The sequence below is a fragment of the Winogradskyella undariae genome, assembly GCF_013285155.1.
Classification (GTDB): domain Bacteria; phylum Bacteroidota; class Bacteroidia; order Flavobacteriales; family Flavobacteriaceae; genus Winogradskyella; species Winogradskyella undariae.
The window spans coordinates 541,724-566,947 of sequence record NZ_JABTEL010000001.1 but is presented as its reverse complement, the minus strand read 5'-3'; the positions used below and the strand labels follow the sequence as shown (position 1 = coordinate 566,947).

General features: G+C 31.4%; 18 protein-coding genes and 1 rRNA gene. 8 read left to right on the top strand and 11 right to left on the bottom strand.

Going from position 1 to position 25,224, the window contains the following annotated elements; translation table 11 throughout:
* The 7 genes from HSX10_RS02320 to HSX10_RS02290 all read right to left on the bottom strand — a co-directional run.
* Positions 1 to 278: ribosomal RNA gene (locus HSX10_RS02320) — 16S ribosomal RNA — on the bottom strand; the annotation flags it as partial.
* 664 nt (positions 279 to 942) lie between these two features.
* The gene (locus HSX10_RS02315) at positions 943 to 2,898 is read right to left on the bottom strand and encodes a putative porin (protein WP_173586585.1); all 1,956 of its coding nucleotides are present in this window, start codon (positions 2,896 to 2,898) and stop codon (positions 943 to 945) included.
* A gap of 135 nt (positions 2,899 to 3,033) precedes the next feature.
* Complete coding sequence (locus HSX10_RS02310; protein ID WP_173586584.1) at positions 3,034 to 4,953, bottom strand: S8 family serine peptidase; 1,920 nt, start codon at positions 4,951 to 4,953, stop codon at positions 3,034 to 3,036.
* Positions 4,954 to 5,138: 185 nt separating this feature from the next.
* Entirely contained in the window at positions 5,139 to 5,963 is an 825-nt protein-coding gene (locus tag HSX10_RS02305) for a hypothetical protein (RefSeq protein ID WP_173586583.1), read from the bottom strand.
* A gap of 8 nt (positions 5,964 to 5,971) precedes the next feature.
* A complete protein-coding gene (locus tag HSX10_RS02300; RefSeq protein WP_173586582.1) occupies positions 5,972 to 6,796 on the bottom strand; it encodes a hypothetical protein in 825 nt (274 codons plus the stop codon).
* A 10-nt stretch (positions 6,797 to 6,806) separates the two neighbouring features.
* Positions 6,807 to 8,201 carry a RagB/SusD family nutrient uptake outer membrane protein gene (locus tag HSX10_RS02295; RefSeq protein WP_173586581.1) on the bottom strand — a complete coding sequence of 465 codons (1,395 nt, stop codon included), beginning with the start codon at positions 8,199 to 8,201 and terminating at the stop codon, positions 6,807 to 6,809.
* Positions 8,202 to 8,213: 12 nt separating this feature from the next.
* Positions 8,214 to 11,159, bottom strand: coding sequence for a SusC/RagA family TonB-linked outer membrane protein (locus tag HSX10_RS02290; protein ID WP_173586580.1), 2,946 nt, complete (start codon positions 11,157 to 11,159; stop codon positions 8,214 to 8,216).
* A 213-nt stretch (positions 11,160 to 11,372) separates the two neighbouring features.
* On the opposite strand from HSX10_RS02290, the gene rnhB reads away from it, so the two are divergent.
* The 4 genes from rnhB (at position 11,373) to HSX10_RS02270 (ending at position 16,375) form a co-directional block, all read left to right on the top strand.
* On the top strand, positions 11,373 to 11,975 hold the full coding sequence (gene rnhB, locus HSX10_RS02285) for a ribonuclease HII (RefSeq protein WP_173586579.1): 603 nt from the start codon (positions 11,373 to 11,375) through the stop codon (positions 11,973 to 11,975).
* A 96-nt stretch (positions 11,976 to 12,071) separates the two neighbouring features.
* Positions 12,072 to 14,441 carry a ribonuclease HII gene (locus HSX10_RS02280; RefSeq protein ID WP_173586578.1) on the top strand — a complete coding sequence of 790 codons (2,370 nt, stop codon included), beginning with the start codon at positions 12,072 to 12,074 and terminating at the stop codon, positions 14,439 to 14,441.
* Positions 14,442 to 14,528: 87 nt separating this feature from the next.
* Positions 14,529 to 15,581: a nucleoid-associated protein gene (locus HSX10_RS02275; protein ID WP_173586577.1), complete on the top strand. Its 1,053-nt coding sequence runs from the start codon at positions 14,529 to 14,531 to the stop codon at positions 15,579 to 15,581.
* 23 nt (positions 15,582 to 15,604) lie between these two features.
* On the top strand, positions 15,605 to 16,375 hold the full coding sequence (locus tag HSX10_RS02270) for a YoaK family protein (protein ID WP_173586576.1): 771 nt from the start codon (positions 15,605 to 15,607) through the stop codon (positions 16,373 to 16,375).
* Here HSX10_RS02270 and lipB read toward each other — a convergent pair.
* From lipB to HSX10_RS02255, 3 genes are read right to left on the bottom strand one after another with little or no spacing between them, the layout of a single operon-like run.
* Positions 16,372 to 17,073, bottom strand: a complete 702-nt coding sequence (gene lipB, locus HSX10_RS02265; RefSeq protein WP_173586575.1) for a lipoyl(octanoyl) transferase LipB — start codon at positions 17,071 to 17,073, stop codon at positions 16,372 to 16,374. The two genes, HSX10_RS02270 and lipB, sit on opposite strands and share 4 nt — an antisense overlap.
* 12 nt (positions 17,074 to 17,085) lie before the next feature.
* The gene (locus HSX10_RS02260; protein WP_173586574.1) at positions 17,086 to 17,850 is read right to left on the bottom strand and encodes a hypothetical protein; all 765 of its coding nucleotides are present in this window, start codon (positions 17,848 to 17,850) and stop codon (positions 17,086 to 17,088) included.
* 40 nt (positions 17,851 to 17,890) lie between these two features.
* The gene (locus HSX10_RS02255) at positions 17,891 to 18,049 is read right to left on the bottom strand and encodes a YqaE/Pmp3 family membrane protein (RefSeq protein WP_173586573.1); all 159 of its coding nucleotides are present in this window, start codon (positions 18,047 to 18,049) and stop codon (positions 17,891 to 17,893) included.
* A gap of 191 nt (positions 18,050 to 18,240) precedes the next feature.
* On the opposite strand from HSX10_RS02255, the gene lysS reads away from it, so the two are divergent.
* From lysS to HSX10_RS02235, 4 genes are all read left to right on the top strand, one after another.
* The gene (gene lysS / locus HSX10_RS02250; RefSeq protein WP_173586572.1) at positions 18,241 to 19,929 is read left to right on the top strand and encodes a lysine--tRNA ligase; all 1,689 of its coding nucleotides are present in this window, start codon (positions 18,241 to 18,243) and stop codon (positions 19,927 to 19,929) included.
* 304 nt (positions 19,930 to 20,233) lie between these two features.
* Positions 20,234 to 22,723 carry a zinc-dependent metalloprotease gene (locus HSX10_RS02245; RefSeq protein WP_173586601.1) on the top strand — a complete coding sequence of 830 codons (2,490 nt, stop codon included), beginning with the start codon at positions 20,234 to 20,236 and terminating at the stop codon, positions 22,721 to 22,723.
* Positions 22,724 to 22,935: 212 nt separating this feature from the next.
* Positions 22,936 to 23,388, top strand: coding sequence for a DUF4890 domain-containing protein (locus HSX10_RS02240; protein WP_173586571.1), 453 nt, complete (start codon positions 22,936 to 22,938; stop codon positions 23,386 to 23,388).
* Positions 23,389 to 23,499: 111 nt separating this feature from the next.
* The gene (locus HSX10_RS02235) at positions 23,500 to 23,862 is read left to right on the top strand and encodes a hypothetical protein (RefSeq protein ID WP_173586570.1); all 363 of its coding nucleotides are present in this window, start codon (positions 23,500 to 23,502) and stop codon (positions 23,860 to 23,862) included.
* Between the two features lie 73 nt (positions 23,863 to 23,935).
* On the opposite strand, the gene hemL is transcribed toward HSX10_RS02235, so the two are convergent.
* Complete coding sequence (gene hemL, locus HSX10_RS02230) at positions 23,936 to 25,222, bottom strand: glutamate-1-semialdehyde 2,1-aminomutase (RefSeq protein ID WP_173586569.1); 1,287 nt, start codon at positions 25,220 to 25,222, stop codon at positions 23,936 to 23,938.
* Between the last annotated feature and the right edge of the window lie 2 nt (positions 25,223 to 25,224).

Genomic DNA, 25,224 nt, shown 5'->3' with positions numbered 1-25,224 from the left:
GTCTTGGTGTGCCGTTACCACACCAACTAACTAATAGAACGCATACTCATCTTTTACCGCCGAAACTTTAAAGTTATTATCATGCAACAATAACTTACTATGGGATATTAATCTTCATTTCTAAAGGCTATCCCCCTGTAAAAGGTAGATTGTATACGCGTTACTCACCCGTGCGCCACTCGTCATCTTCTAGCAAGCTAGAAATGTTACCGTTCGACTTGCATGTGTTAGGCCTGCCGCTAGCGTTCATCCTGAGCCAGGATCAAACTCTTCATCGTTAAATTTTAAGTCTTACGACTATGTCTTCAACCACTAATAGGAATTATTCTAGTACTCTAAATGATTTATTCTCTTGTTTTAAATCAACCGTTTCCAGTTGATTCTTACGCTGTCAATTCAATATGTTAATGAACTTATTTCTTTACTTTTGCTTAACGTTGTTTTGTTAAGCGGGTGCAAATATAAAACCCTTTTTTCATTCCCACAACTTTAATTTGAAAAAGATTTTAATCGCTTTTTCTAAATAAAATTATCTGACAATGAACGGGTTGAAACCAAACTTATCGTTTTTGTTTCGGGGTGCAAATATAGATCCCTTTTTTAAACTGACAAGGCTTTTTTAGGCTTTATTTCTGATAAACTTTTAACCCGCTTGTTGTCTGCTATTTAACTTCTGAAGATTTATTGATTTTGTAGTTTTTATCTGCTATATCCCCTACTCTAGCTTGATTTTATAATGTACTTGTCTTATTATTCTATACATATCCCCGCATTAGCGGTAGGAGCGGCATCCTTTTTTTATCCTAAAACTTTATAAAAGGTAATGTTACTATATATAGGTGAGATCTTATTATATGATCAACGCATATTCTAAAAAAAGATATAGCGGATGACGCGGCGATTTTGCTTCCTTAAAAGCAAAAGCGAAATGCCAGAAAATGATTAAAGAAAGAAATCCCAAACCAGGCCAAACCTGATTGCAAAATCTCTATATGGATTATTAGGTGCAGAAAAGTAATCGTAACCCGTCATAGATGAATTGAAATGTTCTATTTTAAAAAATATCCTAGTTTGCCTCACCTTAGCATTAACAAAGAAATCTAACATAGGGAATCCACCAAGCTCGGTATCGTTTTGTGTGTAAAACTCAGCTAGCAATGGATCGTATCCATTCATATTATATTTAGAAAAATAATTAAGTGTTACACCTGTTTGTAACAACATCGATTTTTTAAATATATCATTAGAATAATACAATGTGTTTCTAGTAATAAATGAGGGTACATTAAGTACATTATCGTCACTAACTACATTTTGAAACATTAAGGTATTATCTAATGCAAAATTCCCAACTTTGAATTCTTTCTGTAATTTGAGTCTAAAATATTGGAGTGGCTTGGTATACTGCTCCGGTTTTATAACGTTAACACCATCGGAAGTGGTTTCGTCTAAATTAAAATAGGTGTAATTATCTATATTAGATAAATCTAAAGAAGCGTTGAACCATTTTTTTGAGTTAAGATTGAATTTGATTTGCTGCGTATTTACATTATTAAAGTTTTCTAAATTATACCAGTTATAGTTGATATAATCACTTTGATATAATAGATAATTATAATTTGCAAGCCTAGAATTAATTGAAATACCACCAGAGAAGGCTATGTCTTCATTTAATTTTAAACTGATAACTCCATCTAGATAACTACCTACAAAAGTATCTGACAGATTTAGTCCTCCTTTTGCTACAAGATCGAATCCTTTATAACTTTTAGAATACGCTCCTTCTACACCAAAGTAATTAGATTGTATTCTATTTGTAATTGTTTCGTCTGATAATATAACAAGACTATCATACCCGTAATTGATATCAGTGTAATTTAGTGCGAATTCTACATTACCTAATAAATTGTTAGAATATTGAAAACCTATGGCTGTTTTAAAATCTTCTAACTTTACTTTGTCATTTACACTTGTTGTAAATGCATTACCGAAAAAAGTTGTTGCGGCTGTTGTTTGAGAATATTGGTAATATTTGTCTTCAAATGAAATTTTATTAAAGAAGGCTAATTTATTATTTGACAATGAATCTTTCTTTTTAATGATATCATAGGATTGTTCTAAATAAAAACGTTTCCCTTCTAGAGTGTTTTCTGCATCCTCAAATTGTGGATCGAATACAGAACGATCTAAAAACTCAGCATTACCAGATGTGAAGTTAATAATATCATCTGACTGCAATCCTCCGTTTTCATTATTAAGTAAATCTTGTGCTACAAAATATCCTTTTGCATGATATTTTTGATTTTTAGAGTTGTAATTTGAAATGAAACGAAAATTACCTGTACTTGTTAGTACGTTCTGATAATTCCCTAAAGACCTTAACCCTTTATAAGCAATAGCAAAATTGAATTGCCTGGATAAATTTACCGTAAAGAAAGCATCTAACATTTGTCCTTGCTCAAAAGCTGTTTTATAAGTTAACCTTGTCCAAGGTGTTGGTACTTCATAATAATAAATATCATCATGTTCTAAATAATTAAAGTGACGTGCTCTTGCCCCAAATGAAGGAGCTGTACTGGTATCCCAAGAATTAAAAGTAAGAGAATTATAGGTTTGACCAATATTGGCAAACGGCATTAAACCAAATTTATCTTTTTGAAGGTAGTTAAATTTATATGCCTTTTTAATGCTTAAGGTTGTATCTACTTGTACTGAGTCTGATAAATTATTATACTGCAGATACATATCAATTGTTGCTATTTCTTTTTCTCCTTTAGATTTTTTTAATGAAGAAACGTCTTGTTTGGCAGACGTATTATCTTTAGTCAGTTTATTTTGAGCTGTAAGACCAAGAGTAAACAAACAATATATAAGTAAGTATTTTATTTTGATGCGCATTTAAAACAATCTAATTTTAAAACAAAGTAAACTATAAAATATTGTAAAAGAACAAAAAATTACAAATTACTTAACATAAAAGCGACCAACAATAATTATTGTTGGTCGCTTTTTATATTATTTAGAGAATGAATACTATTCTATAATAATTTTTTTAGTTGTTTTAGTATTTCCTTGAGAAATATTAGCTAAATAAACACCAGATGCAACATCTGTTAAATTTATAGTTTCATTGAATTGAGATGAATTATTAGTATAGGTATTTTTATAAACTAGACGTCCGCTAATATCATAAACATCAATCTTAACATTCTCACTGCTATTATTGTTATTAAATCTAATATTGAACTCACCTTTACTAGGGTTAGGCCATATAGAAAACTCATCATATTCAAAATCTGAATTACTTAAAACTAAATCAGAACCTGTTAATATTAATGAGAAAGGCTGAGTTCCTCCTGTTAAAAATGGATTTTTATGAGTTACTGTTAAAGTATAAGTTGCAACTTCTCCACTATTAATATTGATTCTCTCAACATTATCAACAATATTATCTCCTTTTGTAGCAGATTGTGTAACATTAGCACTATTTAATTTCCAAGGCATATATGTCGTATCTCCCTGAGTAATTCTTAAATCTAAATCATTAACTAAAACTGGATCTGTATCATTTAATATACCTGATCTATCAGTACCTGCTGGATCTGTCCAACAAATTGTAGCTATTATAGGGCTTGAACCTGTAGATGTAAATGTATAAGTAAAAGTTTGACTACTATTTAAAGTTTCTTCAGAAAGAACAGCAGTACCTTCAACCGCATCTGCAATTGTTTCTGCCATAGCTTTAATATTTATTAATCCCCATCCAAATATAGGATCTGGACCAATAGAATAAACATCGTCATCTGCGGTATGACAAGCTAATCCTTTTAGAGTAGCTGATCTCATAAAATTAGAATGCAATTGATTATAATACTCTTGCATTAATAATAAACTACCAGCAATTGTAGGTGAAGCCATAGAAGTACCTGAAAGCCTACCATAAGCACTATCATCTGTACTGTAAGTAGAAAAGACATTATTTCCATCTGCTGAAATATCTGGCTTAACACGACCATCATCAGAAGGCCCTTGACTACTACTTGAACTAATATTTAAAGATAATAATGTTCCATTACCATCTGTACTAATAACAGGGTCATCAGCATTAGCCACAATTAAATTATTCTTACTATTTTTTTCACCAACTAACTTATCATATCCTGATGCATTACCACCAGTATATGTATTTGAACCATCATTTCCGGCAGAAACTACTTGTAAGTAATAAGGAGCACTATATGCTATCTGATCCCAAGATCTAGCTTCTGAATTGTAGGTACCAATATTTGCTGCTGTTGCATTTTCAATTGGAATTCCATATGAATGATTAGATAATAACAAACCATTATTAGTTATTTCATTAATAACCTCACCACTATCACCATTCCAATCATAAGAAATCATATCTGTAGCAGTTGCCATACCTTTAGCACTACTATTAACTCCACTAGCTCCAATAGTACCAGTAACATGTGTTCCATGATTACTTATTCCTAAACTTGAGGCTGCATCTGGTGTTTCAACTCTAGACCCTCCCCCAAACACTCTAAATTCATTGTGTGTCGCTAATACTGATCCACCATCCCATATACCAATATACATAGAATTACCAGTTAAATTTAAACCTAAATCTCCTCCGGCTTGTACAAAATTAGTTCTACTCGTTCTGGCACCACCAAGGTTATCTGTAGATATATAAACTGGCTTATTATTTACAATTTTTCTTATTTCCATGACCTTATCACCATCTTTGATAATTCTAGGTACATTATTAGCAATAACATAGGCATTAATTATGTCATCATTAACTTTTTGTTGTTTTAAAAAATCAGCTTTAAGACTTTCCAAACTGGCAACATCTGTATTTCTTAAAATCTCTTTAACTTCTGATTCATTCTGTGAATAAATATTAAAAGAGATTACACATACAATAACAAAACAAATTTTCTTCATAATATAAATTTTCTTCATAACAAAAAAACGATAATAAATTAATCGTTATTTCTTTTTTTTAGTAAATATAGGATATTCATTTTTAATAGGCATAATTATAAGAATGACTTTTTTCTCAAAAAAAAATCATAAAAAAAAACCCTCATTAAAAAATGAGGGTTTTTTAATAATATTTAAAATATTATTTATTGTAATACAACTGTTACACTTTCTCCTAAAAGAGTTTCGTCTAATAAATCGAAAGTAATAATGTCGTTACAAATATCATATGATCCAGAACCTGAAATCACATAAGGAATATCAATACCATAACCTTGGCCAGCATCTTCACCACCCGATACAACAGTTACATCATAAGTAACTGGATCGATAGAGAATCTTAACACACCAGGGAAATCACCTTGATTAACTTGTCCACCTGTAAGAGTGAAAAAGAAATCTGGCCCCCATATTGTATCAACATCATAAGTGTAATCCATACCATCTACAGGTGTTACAGTAACCTCATAACCATCTTCTCCTGTTCCACTAGGAATATATGTAGAAGTCCCTGTATAGGTAGGAGAAACATTGATAGCAAATTCTGGTGTAGAATAGGTAAATGAGCTCACTTCTTCTGATCTTAGACCATCATTATTTAAAGTAATGAAATAAGCGATATAATCTGTAGAAGGATTTAAATTCCCAGAAGTAAAAACAGCAGATCCATTTGTAGGAACTATAGTACTACCCGTCTCAAATATAGTTGATGAATCAGGAGCTTCAGAACCAACAGTAGTAAACAAATAGTATATAGTATTTGTAAATTCTGATGATGTTATAGTTATATCTGTTTTACAAGCAGATTCAGCAGATACAGCAAAAGTAGCATCACTAATTAAAGCTGTAGGTTCTTGAGTTGGTAAATCAAAAGAAAAAGAATCATCACTATTACAAGATGTAGTAAGTACTAAAAGCAATACAGCAAATATGCTTAAAGAACTTTTAGCTAATTTTATATAGTTTTTCATAATTTATATTAAAATTTAGTTAATGTCAATTCATAATCTCCATAAGTCCCAAGAGTACCTGTACTAGCAAGTGTTTTAGAACTATCACTATAAGCAGTAGTAGTATAATCGAAGTCAGCAAACAGAGCTAAATTAGGTGAAGTACTACCGTCATCAAAGATAAATTCTTTAGTACATGTTATAAAAGTTACAGTTGTACCATTAGTTAAGTAAGTATCAAATCCTATTGAATTATTAAATACAATGGTAGTAGCACTATCTGTAGATAAAGTTGCATCTAATTGATAAGACTCACCAAAAGCATCAGCTAAAGTAAGACCTTCATTAGTTCCTCCTGCAGAAAAGACTTCAGTAACTGAGTAAGTACCTACAAATTCTTCAATTTCAATAGGACAATCATCTTCAATAATTCTAAGATCAGAAGTTACATTGTAAACACCTTGACCAGCAATCCCTAAAGAATAATCAGTATTACCTTCAATAGAAAAAGTAATAACAATATCATCAGTTGGAGTAACATCATCATCAGCTGTAACAGTTATGTATGCCTCAAACTCACCAGCAGGGATATTTACAATACCATTAGCTGGTTCTACAGTAAAACCATCAGGTACTGTAGATGTGTAAGTAAAACTTACATCTATACCGTCAGGATTAGTAGTAGAAGCATATAAAACAGGTACTAATTGAGGTCCATCGCCTTCAGTCATGGTATCTGAACCATTTTCAAACTGTAACCAATCGCTGTTTAATCCAAGATCTGGAGTTTCAACATCTTCACAAGATGATAATAAAACAGTGATAAATAATAAAAATAAATATTTCGTTTTCATAATAATAGTTTTAGTATCCGTCATTCTGAATCATATTTGAATTTGCAAATATTTCATCTTGAGGGATAGGAAGTGTGAATAAATAATTACTATTTAGCATGCTACAAGCATCAGCAGCTAAGATTGAACAATCTGAATTGTCTCTTACTAAATCAGTACCAGTTCTTTTTAAATCTAAAAATCTGTGTCCTTCAAAAGCTAATTCTCTAAAACGCTCATCTAATATCTTAGACATTGCATCAGTAACATTGGTAAAACTCTCATCAGTATAACTAGAAATTCTAGTTGTTCTAAGTGCATTATAATCAGCTGCAGCAAGTCCTAACTGAGTTGATTGTGCATAAGCTTCAGCTCTAATTAAATATTGTTCAGCAACACGAAACTCTTTAAGATCATTTAAACCTGTTTGAGCAGCAACACCTGGATATTTATTAATAGATCTATTAGTTGCACCAATTAGACCTAATCTAATATCGTTAGCATCATAAGAATTATATAATTTATCTGAAGAGATCCAATCAAGAGATCCAGAAACAGTAGTATAAAACTGACCTATAGCAGATCCTCCTACTTCTCTAGCTAACTTGAAAATTATCTCAGAATCTTCATTATCATTCCACATGTTAGTGTAATTAGAATCATCTGTTAAAGTATAACTATCAATCAGTAATGTTGATTTAGCAATTGCAGTTGGATAATCTTGACGGTATAAAGCCATTCTAGCCTCAAGTGCTGTAACAGCATCTAAAGTAAAGAAAATGTTTTCTGTAAACGTCGTTGGAATTAAATCCTTTGCTAAAGTAAGGTCTGCTTCGATACCTGCAAATACTTCACCTACTGTATTTCTAGCTGGTTGCTCTAAAACAACAGAATAATCTAGATAAGGAACAGCTAAAGCTGACTCATCAGTATAAGAACTACTAAAATATACCATTTGTTTAAAATGAGCCCAAGCTCTAATCGCATATAACTCACCTCTTAATTTATCAAACTCAGCTTGCTCATCCGTAGATATTGCAATACTATTACCAGCTTCTAAAATACGGTTAGCTCTGTTTATAACAGTAGCATACCCACTATATATACCCGCTGAAGTATCTTCTGAAGTATTAATAGACCAAGTATGTACTTGTACACCAGAACCATTATTAGATTCAGGTAATTGCACTTCATCTGCAAACCAAGAGTTCCAAGTGATAGCAGAATTACCAGGTATAACAGCATAAACACCTATAACACCATCTGTAAACTCAGTTAAATTAGTAATTGCATTACTTTCTGTTATTTCATCATCCGGTCCTATTTCGTAAGCATCTTCACAACTTGTAAAAAATGCTAAAGTCAATAGAAGTAAAGCTAAACCTAGTTGTTTACTAGAATTTAGTATATTATTTTTTATTTTCATTATCAATTTATTTTAAAAGTTTAAATCTACACCAAACGTAATTGTTCTAGGTGTTGGATACTCATATCCTGCAATATTATTATCATCTTCAGGATCGAAACCTGAGAAGTTAGTCCATGTATAAAGGTTTTGACCTTGAACATAGAATCTCATACCAGAAAATAAATTAGTATCACCTAACTGTTCAGAGGTAAATGTATACCCAATTGTTACGTTAGTTAATCTCACATAAGAAGCATCTTCAATATCTTTAGAACTGAATTCTCTATTATAAGCAAAACCTTGAGTATCTGTAACCTGACCTGGAGTTCTCCAAATATCTAACATTGATGTCGCTAGGTTATATTGTGAAAAGTTTGCATTTTCTTGAAAGAAAGATTGGTTATTAAATCTATAATAATCCTCTACCCAAGTAAATTGTGCTGATGCACTAAATCCTTTATAATTAATTTGAGAACCAAAACCACCAGTCCAAGTAGGCTCATAACTTCCCCATTGTGCTAAACTATTGTCTTCACTATAAGTATCTGTAACATTACCATCAGCATCTAAATATAAAGGCTGACCGTTTGCTGGGTTAACCCCTGCCCATCCTACAGCATAATGAGATCCAAAAGCTAAACCTTCTCTAACAATTGAAGTTCCAAGCTGGTATTCATCAACTTGACCTAAATCTGTAATTTCATTTTTGTTATAGTTAAAATTAAAGTTTAAGCTCCAAGAAAAATCTTTGGTTTGTAAAACAGTACCATCAATTTGTCCATCAAAACCTTTATTTTGCATTTTACCTGCATTGGCATCAATAGAAGCAAACCCTGAAGAATAAGATAATGATTGATCAATAAATAAATCTGAAATACTTTCGATATAATAATCAATACTACCTCTTAATCTATTATTGAAAAAACCGTAATCTACACCTACGTTAAATTTCTCAGACTCTTCCCATTTTAATTGGTTGTTACCAATTGAAGCTACAGATAAACCTGAAAGCCCTGCATAAGAAGCTGTACCATAAGTACCTTCATCTTGAAAATCAGCAATACCTGCTTGATTACCTGTTGTACCTATACTTGCTCTTAATTTTAAGTTATTAATCCAACTAGCTGTTAAGAAATCTTCATTATGAATAGCCCAACCTGCTGCTACAGCGTAAAATGTACCCCATTTATTAGCATCAGAGAATCTAGAAGAAGCATCTTTACGTAAAGTAAATTCTGCAAAATACTTGCTATCATAATCATATTTGATATTTGTAAACGCACCAAATAAACCTCTTTGAGTTACACTACCTCCAACATCAGGTATAAACCCATTAGTATCAGTACCAGCTGTAATACCTGTAGCATAACCAAGACGCTTAGCATCAATACCATAACCTGCAAAATTAGCATTAAAAGCATGATATTTGTAATACTCTACAAATGCAGACACATTTAAATTATGAACATCATTAAAAGTATTATTATAGCTTAAACTAGAAAGCGCGTTAATGTTAGCAATAAATGTATTACTAAATTCATAAGTACCTTCATCACCTATAAAACCAGCATTAGCACCAAAAAAAGTATCTGGTGATACACCACGCTCAAATTTTCTATCAATATAATCTACACCAATATTAACTCTCGCTGTAACATTTTTCATAAACTCTAAACTAGCATTACCACTAATATTAATTTTTAAGTCATTTTGTACACTACTATTAACATTAAGATTTTCTAAAGCATTACCACCTAATAAAGGAGTACCTTGATCAGAAATACCTGTATTATAAGAACCATCAGGATTGTAAGGTGTCTCATAAGGCTGAGCTAAATACACAACAGCAAAAGGGTTATTTGTATTAATAGAAGCTTCAGAACTTATATAATTAGATTTAGAATACCCAATAGATGTCTTAACACCAATTTTAAATTTATCAGAAACTTTATGATCTACATTTAACCTTGCAGTAAATCTCTGTAAGCTAGAACGAAGCGCAATACCTTCTTGATCATACATACCTACAGATGTAAAAAACTGAGTTTTTTCATTACCACCAGACACAGAAAAATCATGTGTTTGTGTAATACCTGTTCTAAAGAAATAATCACTCCAATCTGTTGTTTCTGCATTTGCAATATCTGCATCAGACCATGTCCCTGGTGTTTTCCAGTTTTCAAAAGTCATTTTCTCTTGAGCATTCATCATTTCAAAACGCAAGTCTCCAATTTCAGAAATACCGTATTGAGTAGAATATTTAACTTTAGACACTCCAGCAACACCTCTCTTAGTAGTAATTAATATAACACCACTACTACCTCTAGATCCATAAATAGAAGTTGAAGCCGCATCTTTTAAAACCGTAATATTTTCAAAATCATTTGCATTTAATGTTGCAAAATCACTAGAAGTAATTGGAACTCCATCCATAATATATAAAGGATCAGAACCACCATTAATAGAGTGAGTACCTCTAATTCTTACTTTAGCACTAGAACCAGGCTGACCTGAACCAGATGCAATATGTAAACCAGGAGATTTTCCTTTAAGAATTTGATCAAAAGACCCGATTGGAACTTGCTCGATATCTTTAGCTCCAACAGTAGAAACAGCACCAAGTACAGATTCTTTCTTCTGCTCTCCATAAGCAACAATTACTACTTCTTCAAGAGTACTTCCATCTTTCAATGCAACATTGTAAGAATTAGAAGACCCAACTTTAATTTCTGCAGGCAACATACCTACATAGGAAACGACTAATATATCACCTTGATTAACCTTGATAGTAAATTTACCATCAAAATCAGTCTGTTGACCATTAGAAGTACCTTTTACAATTACACTTGCACCCGGAAGAGGAAAATCATCCGAAGCAGTAGTAACCGTACCTGTGACAGTTTTCTCTTGTGCAAAAGAAAACTGCATCACGAACGCCATAAAAAGCGTTAATAACCATGTTAATTTTAATTTCATAAAACAATTATTTGAGTTAGTCTAATTGCAAACATCTTAATTAAATATTAAATAAGCAAGGCTTTTTGCTAAAAAAATGTTAACAACATTACGATAATAATAACAATTCAAGAAAGTAGTTTCTTTATTGTTTATCCCGTACACTCTCTAGTTAGATGGCAAAAGTGTAAAAAGGTTGCGTTAAAATTTTAACTTTGTAAAAAAAAACTTCTTTTGACACTAAAATCTCAATATTCATCATATATTTTAGAATGTGGTACCGACGAAGCTGGTCGTGGTTGTTTGGCAGGCCCGGTTACTGCAGCAGCCGTTATTTTACCTACTTCATTTAAGAACAATGTTTTAAATGACTCGAAACAACTTTCAGAAAAAAAGCGGTCTGATCTAAAACCAATCATAGAACAACAAAGTATTTCTTTTGCTATACAACACATATTTGAAGCCAAAATTGACGAAATTAACATTTTAAACGCCTCTATTTTGGCCATGCACGGTTCTATTTCTAAATTAAAAATAGTACCTGAATTTATCATCGTAGATGGTAATAAATTTAAACCTTATAAAAAGATTCCTTTTGAAACTATTATAAAAGGTGATGGCAAATATTTAAGTATTGCAGCTGCTTCTGTGTTAGCAAAAACTTACAGAGATGCATATATGGAAAAAATTCATGAAGAATTTCCAATGTATAATTGGAAACAGAACAAAGGTTACCCTACCAAAGAACACAGAGCAGCAATAAAAGAATATGGTATTACCAAGTATCACAGAAAAACATTTCGATTACTCCCTGTGCAATACAATTTAGACATCTAACATAAATTTAAATTCTTTTACGCTAGCATTAATGTCTAGTTTTAAAATTATAGTGGTTATAACTTTTTATATTTGTAATCTAAAATTTTAGATTTAATGAAGCGACTTGGTTTTTTATTGATTTTATTCTTATTTGTTTTGTCATGTCAAAAAGACTACAACAAAACCAAGCAAGCGCATCAATTTATACCCAATAAAACAGATGTAATTATTCAAGTTAATGAGCTTAACGATTTTATTAATAGTATTGAAAATAATGATATTCTTTCTACTATATATAATGAGCAGTTAAAAAACATTATCCCTATCCTAAACAACTTAAACACAACAAATCAAGTTTATATTTCTTTTACAGATTCCATCAATACAAATCCTGATTATTTAGTGCTAACAAAACACGATAGTACATTATTTGTAATCGATTCTATACCTAATCTTATTTCTGAAACTTTAGCCGATTCAAAAATTGAAAAGACTCAAATAAACGACAATACTATCTATCATAAAATTATTGGAAACACTTTTGCTGGCTCTAATAATTTAGAACTTATAAAAACATTAAATTCCGAAAATGAAAATACAGAAATCAGTAAACTCATTGAAACTGCTGATAAAAAATCTGTTGCTTCTATAATCTTTAAACCTACAGTAAAAAATTATTCAAAATTATTATTCTCAGATTTCATAAATAAAGGTAAAACCAACTTTACCGTTCTAGATCTTAAATATAATGACACAGGTCTAAGTTACAATGGAATATTAACCTCTAAAGATTCTAGTTATAATTACATTGATAGCTTTAAAAATACTATCCCACAAAAAACGAATAGTCCTGCAGTAGTTCCACGAAATACAGAATCATTATTAAGTATTGCTTACGATGATTTCTCAGTATTCTTCAAAAATAATACAAAACTAAAAGGTGAAGATGCTGATAACTCTAACACTTTTTTAAATTTCACAAACGAAATTGCGTTAATCGATAATGCTCTTATACTTCATTCTTTAGACCCTAACTTTCTAGTAGAATCTATTGAAAACAAATCTTACACAGAATCATTTAGAGATTTTGACATTTTTGAATTTGAAGATCACGATTATTTCAAAACCATTTTAAAACCTTTTATCAGTTTTGAAAACGCACAGTACTTTTCTGTTTTTGAAAATTTTATTATTTTTTCTGAAACCACAGACCATCTAAAAGAAATACTTACAGACGCTTTAAATAACAACACCCTTGTAAATTCTGATGCTTTTATTAATATCAATGATAATTTAAGTGACGAAGCATCCCTATTTATATACAAAGATTCTAAAGAATTATCATCTATAATGGGAGAAAACCTTGACGGTTATAATGCTAATGCTGTACAATTTATACAGGAAGATAATTACACTCACATTAATGGTATTATTCAGAAATTTAAAAAACGAGCAGCTACAAATTCTGTAAACGAAGCCTTTACAACAAAACTTGAAGCACCATTAATAAAAGCTCCACAAACGGTTAAGAACCATATTACTAAAGCCAATGATATTGTTGCTCAAGACACAAACAATACACTTTATCTTATATCAAGCTCTGGAAATATTCTTTGGAAGAAAAAACTTCAAAATAAAATTTTAGGCAAAATTGAGCAAATTGACATGTATAAAAATGGTCGATTACAATTAGCTTTCGCCACCTCTAATCGTATATATGTTTTAGACAGAAATGGTAACGATGTATCACCATTCCCTTTAAAATTTAATGATGCTATTACACAACCCCTTTCTGTATTTGATTATGATAAAAAGAAGAATTATAGATTACTTGTAACCCAAGGCAAAAATCTTTTAATGTATAATGCAAAAGGACAAGCTGTTAATGGTTTTAAGTATAAAAATAATAACTCCAATATAATATCTCAACCCAAACATTACAGAATAGGAACAAAAGATTATATTGTTTTTGGAGCTGGAGAAAATTTAAAAATATTAAACAGACAAGGTAGCGCAAGAGCAAACGCAAAAGACAAAATTCGCTTTTCGGATAACGAAGTGTATTTATATCAAAACAAGTTTACAACAACAAATACACTTGGAGAATTAATTCAGGTTGACACTAGAGGAAAACAAACGTCCGAAAACCTTAATCTCACTGATAAGCATAAAATAAGCACAACCAGTAAAACGCTTGTTTCATTAAGAGAAAATAGGCTTACAATAAAATCTAGAAAAATAGATTTAGATTATGGTGATTACTCAGAACCAAGAATTTTCTATTTGAATGATAAAATTTATGTCACTACAACAGATAAACAATCTAAAAAAGTCTATCTTTTTGACAGTCAAGTAAAGTCTATTCCTAATTTTCCTGTTTTCGGTATTGGAGCTGCAACATTAGAAAAATTAGATAATGACAACGGTTTAGAACTGATTACCCAAAGTGATGACCAAACTATTGTAGTATATAAATTGAACTAAATCCTAGTATTATTTCTGTAAGTAGTTAAAACATTTAAACGTTAACATTACAGTATTACCTATTTATTTTAAAGATGATTTAACCCCATGATAAAAAGACAAAAAGCTTCTATAAAAAGCTGTATTATTCATAAAGTTGGTAACAAATTTAATGGCACAAAAAATGCTTTTTCAGATGCTAGTGTAGATTTTGATGAAGCTACTTACCATTTAATGCTACCTTATCTTTTAAAACCATTTGTTAGTGTTGCAGAAAGTTATCGTTTTCATCACCATAGCGATGTTGCCCTTAATGAAATTAACACTTATAGCGAGCAATTATTTAAAGACGATGCTGATTTTGTAGACATATCTAAGCACATTGTCACCCATTTATTTGAACAAAGTAATTCTGCTCAAATCAAAACAGGAGATGTTCTTATTTGTCATTTTGAAAACATTCAATACGAAGATTATTTTACAGATGCCATTGGTATTTTTAAAATAGAAAATAAAACTGAGTTTTTTCAAACGTATTTAGAAGACGGTAATAATTACGATATTTTAGTTCAGAAAGGTATTCAGGCAAAAAAAGTAGATAAAGGCTGTCTAATTTTGAATACATCCGATATGGAAGGTAAAATTGTGCTTAGTGTAGACAACAATTCTTATGATACACAATACTGGATTAAAAGCTTCTTAAACATTAAGTACCCAGACGATAGTAACCAACACACTAAAAACTGTATTGAGCTTTGTAGAGAGTTTTCTAAAGAAGTTTTGCAACCAAATTTCGGAGGTCAAGAGCAAAGTAATTTCTTAGCTAAAACCGTTGATTTTTTCAAGGAAAATGAAATTGTAAATATCGACACATTTAAAGAAGAAGTATTTGCAGAAGAAGATAAAATACAGTTGTTTGAAGACTATAAAAAAACATACGAAACAGACAATAAAGTATTAATTAGAAATCAATTTGACGTTTCTGAAGTCGCTTTAAAAAAGCAAAAACAAAAAATTAAAACAGAAATAAAACTCGATACAAACATTCAAATAAAACTTGATGTTGATGCACCAGATGCTTCTGCAGAATATTTAGAACGTGGTTACGATGAAGAAAAGAAAATGCATTACTACAAAGTGTTTTTTAATGACGAGGCTTAATTTTAATTAGCAATTTAAATAAAATGTTTAGACATCAAGGCACAAGCAGAACTATAAAACATAATCTGCGAATTGCTACTATTTTATCCTTTGTCGCTGGTATTGTGAATGTCTCTGGATTTTTAGCTTTTGGAGAATTAACAACCAATGTAACAGGTCATTTTGCACTTTTTATAAGTGATGTTGCTAATTTTGAATTTTGGAAAGGAACCATCTATTTTCTTTATTTTTTCTCTTTCCTGTTTGGTTCTTTTTCGTCTAGCTTTCTTATTGAAAAATATAGAGGAAACAAGAGGTTGAATGTCTTTGTACTTCCTACATTGCTAGAGTGCTTAATTCTAATATCAATTGCACTTATTAGTGATACTGGAGCAATAAAATACTCAGACCTTATTGTTTGTGCACTTCTGTTTGCTATGGGACTTCAAAACTCTTTTGTCACTAAAATTTCTAATGCAGTTGTAAGAACAACACACCTTACGGGATTATTTACAGACTTAGGTATTGAACTTTCTCAGTTATTATTCCCTATTTATCACCCCAATAGAGATACAATTAAATCAACCATCAAACTTCGAATTTTTATTATCTATTTCTTCTTTTCTGGTGGACTAATGGGAGGTTTTCTTTATACAAGACTAAACTTTAAATTAAACACACTAATTGTCGGCGCAATAATCTTATTGGTCAGTCTGTTTTTTGATGATTTTAGATATCGATTAATAAAAACTAAAAGAAAGTACAAACAAAGAAGAAAAGCTGTAAATAAAAATCTATTTAAATCTGTAATCTAGTCTATAAAAGAAGCCTCAAAAAGTGTACTAAAATTCTTTAATATTTTAGCTTTAACTTCAGCTTCATTAACTAGATCAACCCCTAATTCATTATTTAAAGTTGTTACTGCTTTTCCTTTTATTCCACATGGAATAATGTTATCAAAGTATCCTAAATCAGCGTTTACATTAAGTGCAAATCCGTGCATTGTAACCCAACGACTAGCTCTAACTCCCATAGCACAAATTTTACGTGCAAACGGCGTACCTACACCTAACCACACACCTGTTTCTCCGGGACTGCGTTCGGTTTTTAAACCATATTCACCCAAAGTAAGAATGATTACTTCTTCTAGAAAACGTAAATATTTATGAATATCTGTAAAGAAATTATCTAAATCTAAAATAGGATATCCTACTATTTGTCCTGGACCGTGATATGTAATATCACCTCCCCTATTAATTTTATAGAATGTTGCACCTTTTTTGGCAAGTTGGTCTTCTGAGAGTAATAAATTAGATAAGTGACCACTTTTACCTAAAGTATAAACGTGTGGGTGCTCTACAAAGATAAAATGATTTTCTGTAACCAAATTAGCATCCTCTCGTCTATTCTTTATCTTGGTATCTAAAATAGATTTAAAGATCTCTTCTTGATAATCCCAAGTTTCCTTAAAATCTTTGGTTCCTAAATCTTGTAGTTTTATAACTTTATTCAAAACAATTAATTTTTAATCTTCTAAAACAACTTCGATATTCAATATTTCTGGATCCTTAAGCATATCTATAAACCCTACTTCATAAGTAACAGTTTTCCTATCCTCACTGTACATAGCTCCTTCTTTTGAAAAGGACTTTACAGCTTTAGGAAAATGGTAATTAATTATATACTTCGAAGATCCCAACATCAAAGCCGATTTATCTATACTATCTAAAGATTGTTGGTGCTTTTCCATATCAATAATTGCCACATTTCTTTTAAAAACAGTACCATTATACGAGTAACTCACCAAAGTAGAGCCTTCATTTCCCATACTAGAAAATGGACTTAGAGGCAAATTATCACTAGCAGTTTCACCTCCTTTCAAATTGTTAAAGTTATTCATTGCTTTATACATATCACGCAACTCGTTGGCATTGTCAAAATCTGTTTCTATATCAAAAAACATCTTTCTTTTATCAGGATCCATAACCATGTGAAGTTTATAATCCTCCATAGCTTTAATCTTTTCCTGTTCTTCTAAAGACAAATTAGAAATACTATCTTTATATTCTACCAAAAAGTCCTTAAAAACGATTGTAGAATCTACAGCTTTACTCATTTCATCTGAAGCATTTTCACCCATTTGTCCTAAAACATCCATCATTTCTGAGGCATCCATTGAGAACTTTACTGTACCACTACCATCTTCATTGACATAAATATTTTCAGAAAACTGACAACTTGTAAGCATCATTAATGCTAAACAACTAAGTAATGTAAAAAACTTTTTCATTATAATATTTTAAGTATTTAAGACGACAAAGGTAAGACTTTTATCGCTCAGGATTATTAAGAATAATCAATGCTGCAATAACACCAGGAACCCAGCCACAGAGCGTCAACAGAAAAGTAATTAATATAGAACCACATCCTTTATCAAGGACAGCTAAAGGTGGACAAATGATAGCTAATATAACACGCCAGAAACCCATAATATTGTTTAATGATTTAATGTCTTTATAAGACGTGTGCTTTATTGAATTGTTACACTTTTTCTGAATTTGTTAGATTTAAAACAAGGTTTCCATAAAATCTAACTAAAAGGTGCTCATTAATTTTTCTAAAAAGTGTAATTTTGCATTCGCTTATCAAAAAAGTAGATAAGCCTTTAAAATCAATAAGAATGCAACTTTCAGAACAAGAATTGGTAAGACGCCAAAAGTTAGAAAAGCTAAGAGCTTTAGGGATCAACCCTTATCCAGCGGATTTATTTCCGATTAATCATACTTCCAAACAGATAAAATCTGATTTCGAAGAAGGTAAACAGGTTATAGTAGCAGGCCGTCTAATGGCAATTAACATTCAAGGAAAAGCTTCTTTTGCGCAATTGCAAGATAGCGAAGGTCGTATTCAAGTTTATTTTAATAGAGACGAAATCTGCGAAGGAGAAGACAAAACATTATATAATGATGTCTTTAAAAAACTACTAGATTTAGGTGATTTTGTAGGTATAGAAGGAACACTTTTTACAACTCAAGTTGGAGAAAAGACTGTAATGGTTAAAGATTTTAAATTATTGAGTAAGTCTTTAAAACCATTACCAATACCTAAACAAAAAGACGGAAAAACATATGATGCTTTTACAGATCCAGAAATGCGTTACAGACAACGTTATGCAGATTTAGTAGTAAACCCACATGTTAAAGAAGTATTTATAAAGCGTACAAAATTGTTTAATGCAATGCGTTCGTTCTTTAATGAATCTGGTTATTTTGAAGTAGAGACCCCTGTTTTACAACCTATTCCTGGAGGTGCTGCGGCACGTCCGTTTATGACACACCATAACAGTTTAGACATTCCATTATACATGAGAATTGCTAACGAATTATACCTAAAACGTTTAATTGTTGGTGGTTTTGATGGTGTTTATGAGTTTTCTAAAAACTTTAGAAACGAAGGAATGGACAGAACTCACAACCCTGAGTTTACAGCCATGGAAATCTATGTCTCTTATAAAGATTACAATTGGATGATGGACTTCTGTGAAAAACTTTTAGAACATTGTGCAACAGCCGTAAATGGAACTTCTGAAGCTACTTTTGGAGAACACAAAATTAACTTTAAAGCACCTTATAAGCGTATTACAATGCGCGATTCTATTTTAGAATTTACAGGTTTTGATATTTATAACAAGTCTGAAGACGAAATAAGAGCAGCTGCAAAAGGCATGCATATTGAAGTTGATGAGACCATGGGTAAAGGAAAATTAATTGATGAAATTTTTGGTGAAAAATGTGAAGGAAACTACATTCAACCAACATTCATCACAGATTACCCAAAAGAAATGAGCCCTTTATGTAAAGAGCACAGAGATAACCCAGAATTAACTGAACGCTTTGAGCTAATGGTTTGTGGTAAAGAAGTTGCTAACGCTTATTCTGAGCTTAATGACCCAATAGACCAACGCGAACGTTTTGAGCATCAATTAAAATTAGCTCAAAAAGGAGATGATGAAGCCACTGAATTTATAGATCACGATTTTTTACGTGCACTAGAATACGGTATGCCCCCTACTTCTGGAATGGGAATTGGTATGGACCGTTTAATTATGTTCTTAACCAATAATCAAAGTATACAAGAAGTATTATTCTTCCCTCAAATGAGACCTGAGAAGAAAAAAGTAGACCTAAGTGATAATGAAAAAGCGATTTTAGAAGTATTAAAATCCGAAAAGCGAATGGACTTAAATGTACTTAAATCACAATCGGGATTAAGTAACAAAGGTTGGGATAAAGGATTAAAAGGATTAGCTAAGCATGGTTTAACTAAAGTTGAAAAGACTGAAGATGGTTTGTTTGTAGAGCTAGTTTAAAAAGACAATAACATATATTAAAAAAAGGAATTATCGAAAGGTAGTTCCTTTTTTGTTTTAGTAATACAAACTAAAGCAATGACTAGCGTAATCATTACATTTAATATCACACTTTAGTTTAAAATATTTTTTCGAAAATACTAAAAAAACAAAAATTCCCTGAAATATTTTAAAGACTTCAATTAAATTAAGAATAAAGAAACACAAGAAGTATTACTCGTTAAAAAAATACTAAATTCTATTCTAATATTAACAAAAGCTTAATAGAATATGTATTTTCATCAAAATTTAATAAAAACTGACTATCTTGAAACACTTAACACTCAAACTACTCTTAGTAGTTTCTGCTTTTTTGGCATTCTCATGTTCCACAGCTAAAAAAGCTGGTAAATCTAAGAAAGATGCCGCTACAACAGCACAATCTTCAGGAAAAAAACCTGGAAAAAACGATCCAAAACCTTATAGTAAAGTCATTACAAAAGACGCTAAAACTGACAAAGGTTTATTTACAGTTCACACCGTAGATGATAAATTCTTTTACGAAATACCAGATTCTCTTTTTAACAGAGAAATGCTAATGGTTACACGTATCGCTAAAACAGCTTCTGGACTTGGTTTTGGTGGCGGAAAATTAAGCGAACAAGTATTACGATGGGAAAAGAAAGACAAAAAAGTATTGCTACGCATGGTTTCTTACCAAGTCGTTGCTGCAGATTCTTTACCTGTACATGAAGCGGTTGAAAATTCTAATTTCGAACCTGTAATTGCTACTTTTCCTATTAAAGCATTCAGTAAAGACTCATTAAGTACCGTAATTGATGTTACTGATTTATTTGAAAAAGATGTAAAACCTTTAGGATATCCACAACGTGCAAGACAACAATATAAAATATCGCGCTTAGATGGACAACTTTCATATATTGAATCTATAAAATCTTATCCTACAAATATTGAATCTCGTACGGTAAAAACATATGCAGCAGGAGCACCTCCTTCAAATTCTAACACAGGTGCTATTTCTTTAGAAATCAATAATTCTATGATTTTGTTACCAACAGTACCAATGAAACGTCGTTATTTTGATGAACGTGTAGGTTGGTTTACTAGTAGCCAAACAGATTATGGTTTAAAAGATCAAAAAAGTAAATCTTTAGAATTCTTAGATCGTTGGAGATTAGAAGTTAAAGATGAAGATATTGAAAAGTTTAAAAGAGGAGAATTAGTAGTTCCTAAAAAACAAATCGTTTATTACATTGACAGAGCAACTCCTGAACAATGGAAAAAATATATCAAACAAGGAATTGAAGATTGGCAAGTTGCTTTTGAAGCTGCAGGATTTAAAGAAGCTATTATAGCAAAAGACCCACCATCTGTAGAAGAAGATCCAGAATGGAGCCCTGAAGATGCACGTTACTCTGTAGTACGTTATTTAGCTTCACCAATACCAAATGCAAACGGACCTCACGTTAGTGATCCAAGAACAGGAGAGATTTTAGAAAGTGATATTAACTGGTACCACAATGTAATGTCTTTATTACGTGGTTGGTTCTTTGTACAAACTGCAGCAATAAATCCAGAAGCACAAAGCCCACAATTTAAAGATGAAGTTATGGGACGTTTAATTCGTTTTGTATCTTCTCACGAAGTTGGTCACACTTTAGGATTACCACATAACATGGGGTCTAGTGTAGCTTACCCTGTTGAAAAATTACGTGATCCAGAATTCACTAAAGTATACGGAACTGCACCATCTATTATGGATTATGCACGTTTCAACTATATCGCTCAACCAGGTGATGAAGGTGTTGCTTTAATGCCAGACATCGGAACTTACGATAAATACGCAATCTCTTGGGGTTACAGACCTATCTTAGACAAAACAGCAGAAGAAGAAAAAACTATTCTTAACGGATGGATTATGGAGCATGCTGGAGATCCAATGTATCGTTTTGGACACCAACAAGCTGGTGATGTTGTAGATCCTAGTTCTCAAACTGAAGACTTAGGTGATGATGCCATGTTAGCAAGTGAATATGGTATTAAAAACTTAAAGCGTATTGTACCAAACTTAATTGAATGGACTACAGAAGCTGGTGAAGGTTATGATGATCTAGAAGAAATGTATGGACATGTAATTTCTCAGTTTAATCGTTACATGGGACATGTTTCTAATAACATCGGTGGAGTTTATGAATATTATAAAGCAGCAGACCAAGAAGGAGCTGTTTACACTGCTGTACCAAAAGATCATCAGAAAAAAGCAATGGCTTTTATTCAAGAGAACTTATTTGAAACTCCTGAATGGTTAATTGATAAAAATATTTTTGATCGTATTGAATTTACAGGTTCTGTTGAACGTGTTAGAGGTTTACAAGCAAGAACACTTGATAATATCTTAAGTTTAGGTAAAATGCAACGTCTTATTGAAGCAAACACTTTTGATAGTAATGCTTATGCTTTAACAGATATGATGAGCGATTTACGCAAAGGTGTATGGAGCGAATTAAGTACAGGAAAACAAATCGATACTTATAGACGTAATTTACAACGTGCATATATCGATAGATTAGCTTATTTAATGACTGCAGAAAACCAAAGATCAGGAAGAAGATCTAGTGCTTACGTTAAAGTAACACCTGTTAACACTAGCCAATCTGATATCAGAGCCGTTGTGAGAGCAGAATTAACTTCTTTACGTAGTCAATTACGTTCTACACGTGGTAGAGATTCTATCAGTAGAATACATATTGCAGATGCAATAGAACGTATTAATCTTATTTTAGATCCAAAATAATCTACTTTTAATTCATTAAAAAAGGCTTCAAGTTAAACTTGAAGCCTTTTTTTATTGCCTAATTTTTATCAGCATAATAAAAGCAAATAAACATCTAAACCTTCGCTATTTTATTTTTTACAAATGTTAAAAAAGGTGTTAAATCCTATTTTAGAATTAAACTTTTTTAGAATTCTTACATCTAAACTAGTATAACATAAAAACTAAAGAACATGAAAAAATTAGCAATCATTGCCTTAGTATTAGTAACCTTAACCGGGTATGCACAAAAAAAGGATCGTAAAAACATGGATAAGGAAAACCGCTCTGAATTAAGAGAAGACATATCTCCTAAAGACATGGCAGAATTAAAAGCGAAAAGATTAACTTTAAAATTAGATTTAACAGATGCTCAACAAGCAAAAGTTCAAAAAGTCATTTTAAAACAAGCAGAAGAAAATCAAAAATTAAGAGAGGAAAAGAAAGCTGACAAAAGTGAAGAAAAGCAGAAACCAACTAAAGAAGAAATGGTTGAAAGACAAAATCACAGATTAGATCAAATGATTGAAATGAAACGTGAAATGAAGACGATCTTAACAGCTGAACAATATGCTGAATTTGAGAAAATGAAACCAGAACAAAAAAGAAAAAAAGGTCAACAAAAAGGAAAATACAGCAGAAAATAAGATTAAAAAATAATTATTTTTAAAAGAAAAAGTATCGCATAGTCGATACTTTTTCTTTTTATTGAATAAAATTGTTACTTTAGTCTTCTAATCATAAATAATTAATCCATAATGAAAAAGATAATTACCCTTTGCTTATTTGTATTTGCTCTATTTTTAGGAACTCAATCTGCCGTAGCGCAAAACAGTAATCTAGAAGTAAAGAAAAAAACAAATACTATTGTAAATGCCAAAGCAGCAAAAGAAACTAAAGCTTTAAGAAAGATTGTTGGATTTGAAAAAGTTCAAATGGATGATGTTTATGAAGTGATAAGAGAATACACTTATCACACTTACTTAATTGAAAATCCAGATTTAACTCAAGGAAAAGAGCCTAAAAAAATGGCAACGGTAAACGAAGAATTGGATAATAATATGAAAAGTGTTTTAACCGAAGAACAATTTAAACGTTTTAAGAATTATCATAATAACTAATTAAACTAGTTTTATATCATAAAAAAAGTCTCGCCATTGGCGAGACTTTTTTTATGATATAACTTTTACTAATTTAAAGATACTTTGCAATTTCTTCTACTGCTTCAATAGTCTCATTTAAATCTTCATAACTTAAAGCATCTGTTATAAACCAAGTTTCAAATGCACTTGGAGCAATATAAATACCTTTATTTAGCATACCATGAAAAAACTTTTTAAAAGTTTCATTATTTCCTTTAGCAGCCGAATCAAAATCAACAACAGGTTCTTCTGAAAAATGAACAGATATCATTGAGCCAATTCTATTAATCGTATGAATTACGTTATTCTTATTAAGCGCATCAGCAATACCTTCATGCAAATATTTTGTCTTCTCCCCTAACCTAGTCATTAAATCTGCATCCTCTTCAATTGCTTTAAGCATCGCTAAACCTGCAGCCATAGCTAAAGGATTACCACTTAAAGTTCCTGCTTGATAAACAGGTCCTAGAGGTGCTAGATGATTCATAATTTCATTCCTAGCAGCAAAAGCACCTACAGGCAATCCACCTCCAACAACTTTACCGAAACAAACTATATCAGCATCAACATTTTTTAATTCTTGTACACCACCTTTTGCAAGTCTAAATCCTGTCATCACCTCATCAAATATCAATAAGATATTATTAGCATCACAAACAGCTCTTAAGCCTTCTAAAAAACCATCAACCGGAGGAATACATCCCATATTACCAGCAACAGGCTCTACTATAATTGAAGCAATTTCACCTTTATTAGCTTCTACTAATGACTTAACATTTTCAATATCATTATATTTGGCTAAAAGCGTATCCTTTGCTGTTCCTTCCGTAACACCAGGACTATTAGGAGTTCCAAATGTAACTGCACCACTTCCTGCTGCAATTAGAAATGAATCGCTATGTCCATGATAGCAACCTGAAAATTTTATAATTTTATCCTTTTTAGTAAATCCACGTGCTAGTCTAATAGCACTCATACAAGCTTCTGTACCTGAATTCACAAAACGAATTTTATCGATATTTGGAACCATTGACACTGCTAATTCGGCAATCTCAGTTTCAATAGCTGTAGGCATTCCAAAAGAAGTTCCTTGCTTAGTTTTTTCTATAACAGCATCTACCACTGGTGGAAATGCATGACCAAGTAACATTGGACCCCAAGAGTTAATATAATCAATAAAACGATTTCCATCTTCATCATAAACGTAAGCTCCTTTTGCAGATTTCGCAAAAATAGGAGTACCACCAACAGCACTAAATGCTCTTACTGGAGAATTTACACCTCCAGGAATAACTTCTTGGGCAGCTTTAAATAAAACACTACTTCTTTGATATAACATAA

Excerpts from the sequence above, each read along its gene's own strand:
- HSX10_RS02240 (WP_173586571.1), top strand. The coding sequence starts at position 22,936 with ATGAAAAAATTAGCAATCATTGCCTTAGTATTAGTAACCTTAACCGGG.
- HSX10_RS02280 (WP_173586578.1), top strand. The coding sequence starts at position 12,072 with ATGAAGCGACTTGGTTTTTTATTGATTTTATTCTTATTTGTTTTGTCA.
- HSX10_RS02295 (WP_173586581.1), bottom strand. The coding sequence starts at position 8,201 with ATGAAAATAAAAAATAATATACTAAATTCTAGTAAACAACTAGGTTTA.
- HSX10_RS02310 (WP_173586584.1), bottom strand. The coding sequence starts at position 4,953 with ATGAAGAAAATTTGTTTTGTTATTGTATGTGTAATCTCTTTTAATATT.
- HSX10_RS02300 (WP_173586582.1), bottom strand. The coding sequence starts at position 6,796 with ATGAAAACGAAATATTTATTTTTATTATTTATCACTGTTTTATTATCA.
- hemL (WP_173586569.1), bottom strand. The coding sequence starts at position 25,222 with ATGTTATATCAAAGAAGTAGTGTTTTATTTAAAGCTGCCCAAGAAGTT.
- HSX10_RS02270 (WP_173586576.1), top strand. The coding sequence starts at position 15,605 with ATGTTTAGACATCAAGGCACAAGCAGAACTATAAAACATAATCTGCGA.
- HSX10_RS02290 (WP_173586580.1), bottom strand. The coding sequence starts at position 11,159 with ATGAAATTAAAATTAACATGGTTATTAACGCTTTTTATGGCGTTCGTG.
- HSX10_RS02305 (WP_173586583.1), bottom strand. The coding sequence starts at position 5,963 with ATGAAAAACTATATAAAATTAGCTAAAAGTTCTTTAAGCATATTTGCT.
- HSX10_RS02275 (WP_173586577.1), top strand. The coding sequence starts at position 14,529 with ATGATAAAAAGACAAAAAGCTTCTATAAAAAGCTGTATTATTCATAAA.
- HSX10_RS02315 (WP_173586585.1), bottom strand. The coding sequence starts at position 2,898 with ATGCGCATCAAAATAAAATACTTACTTATATATTGTTTGTTTACTCTT.
- lysS (WP_173586572.1), top strand. The coding sequence starts at position 18,241 with ATGCAACTTTCAGAACAAGAATTGGTAAGACGCCAAAAGTTAGAAAAG.
- HSX10_RS02260 (WP_173586574.1), bottom strand. The coding sequence starts at position 17,850 with ATGAAAAAGTTTTTTACATTACTTAGTTGTTTAGCATTAATGATGCTT.
- HSX10_RS02235 (WP_173586570.1), top strand. The coding sequence starts at position 23,500 with ATGAAAAAGATAATTACCCTTTGCTTATTTGTATTTGCTCTATTTTTA.
- HSX10_RS02255 (WP_173586573.1), bottom strand. The coding sequence starts at position 18,049 with ATGGGTTTCTGGCGTGTTATATTAGCTATCATTTGTCCACCTTTAGCT.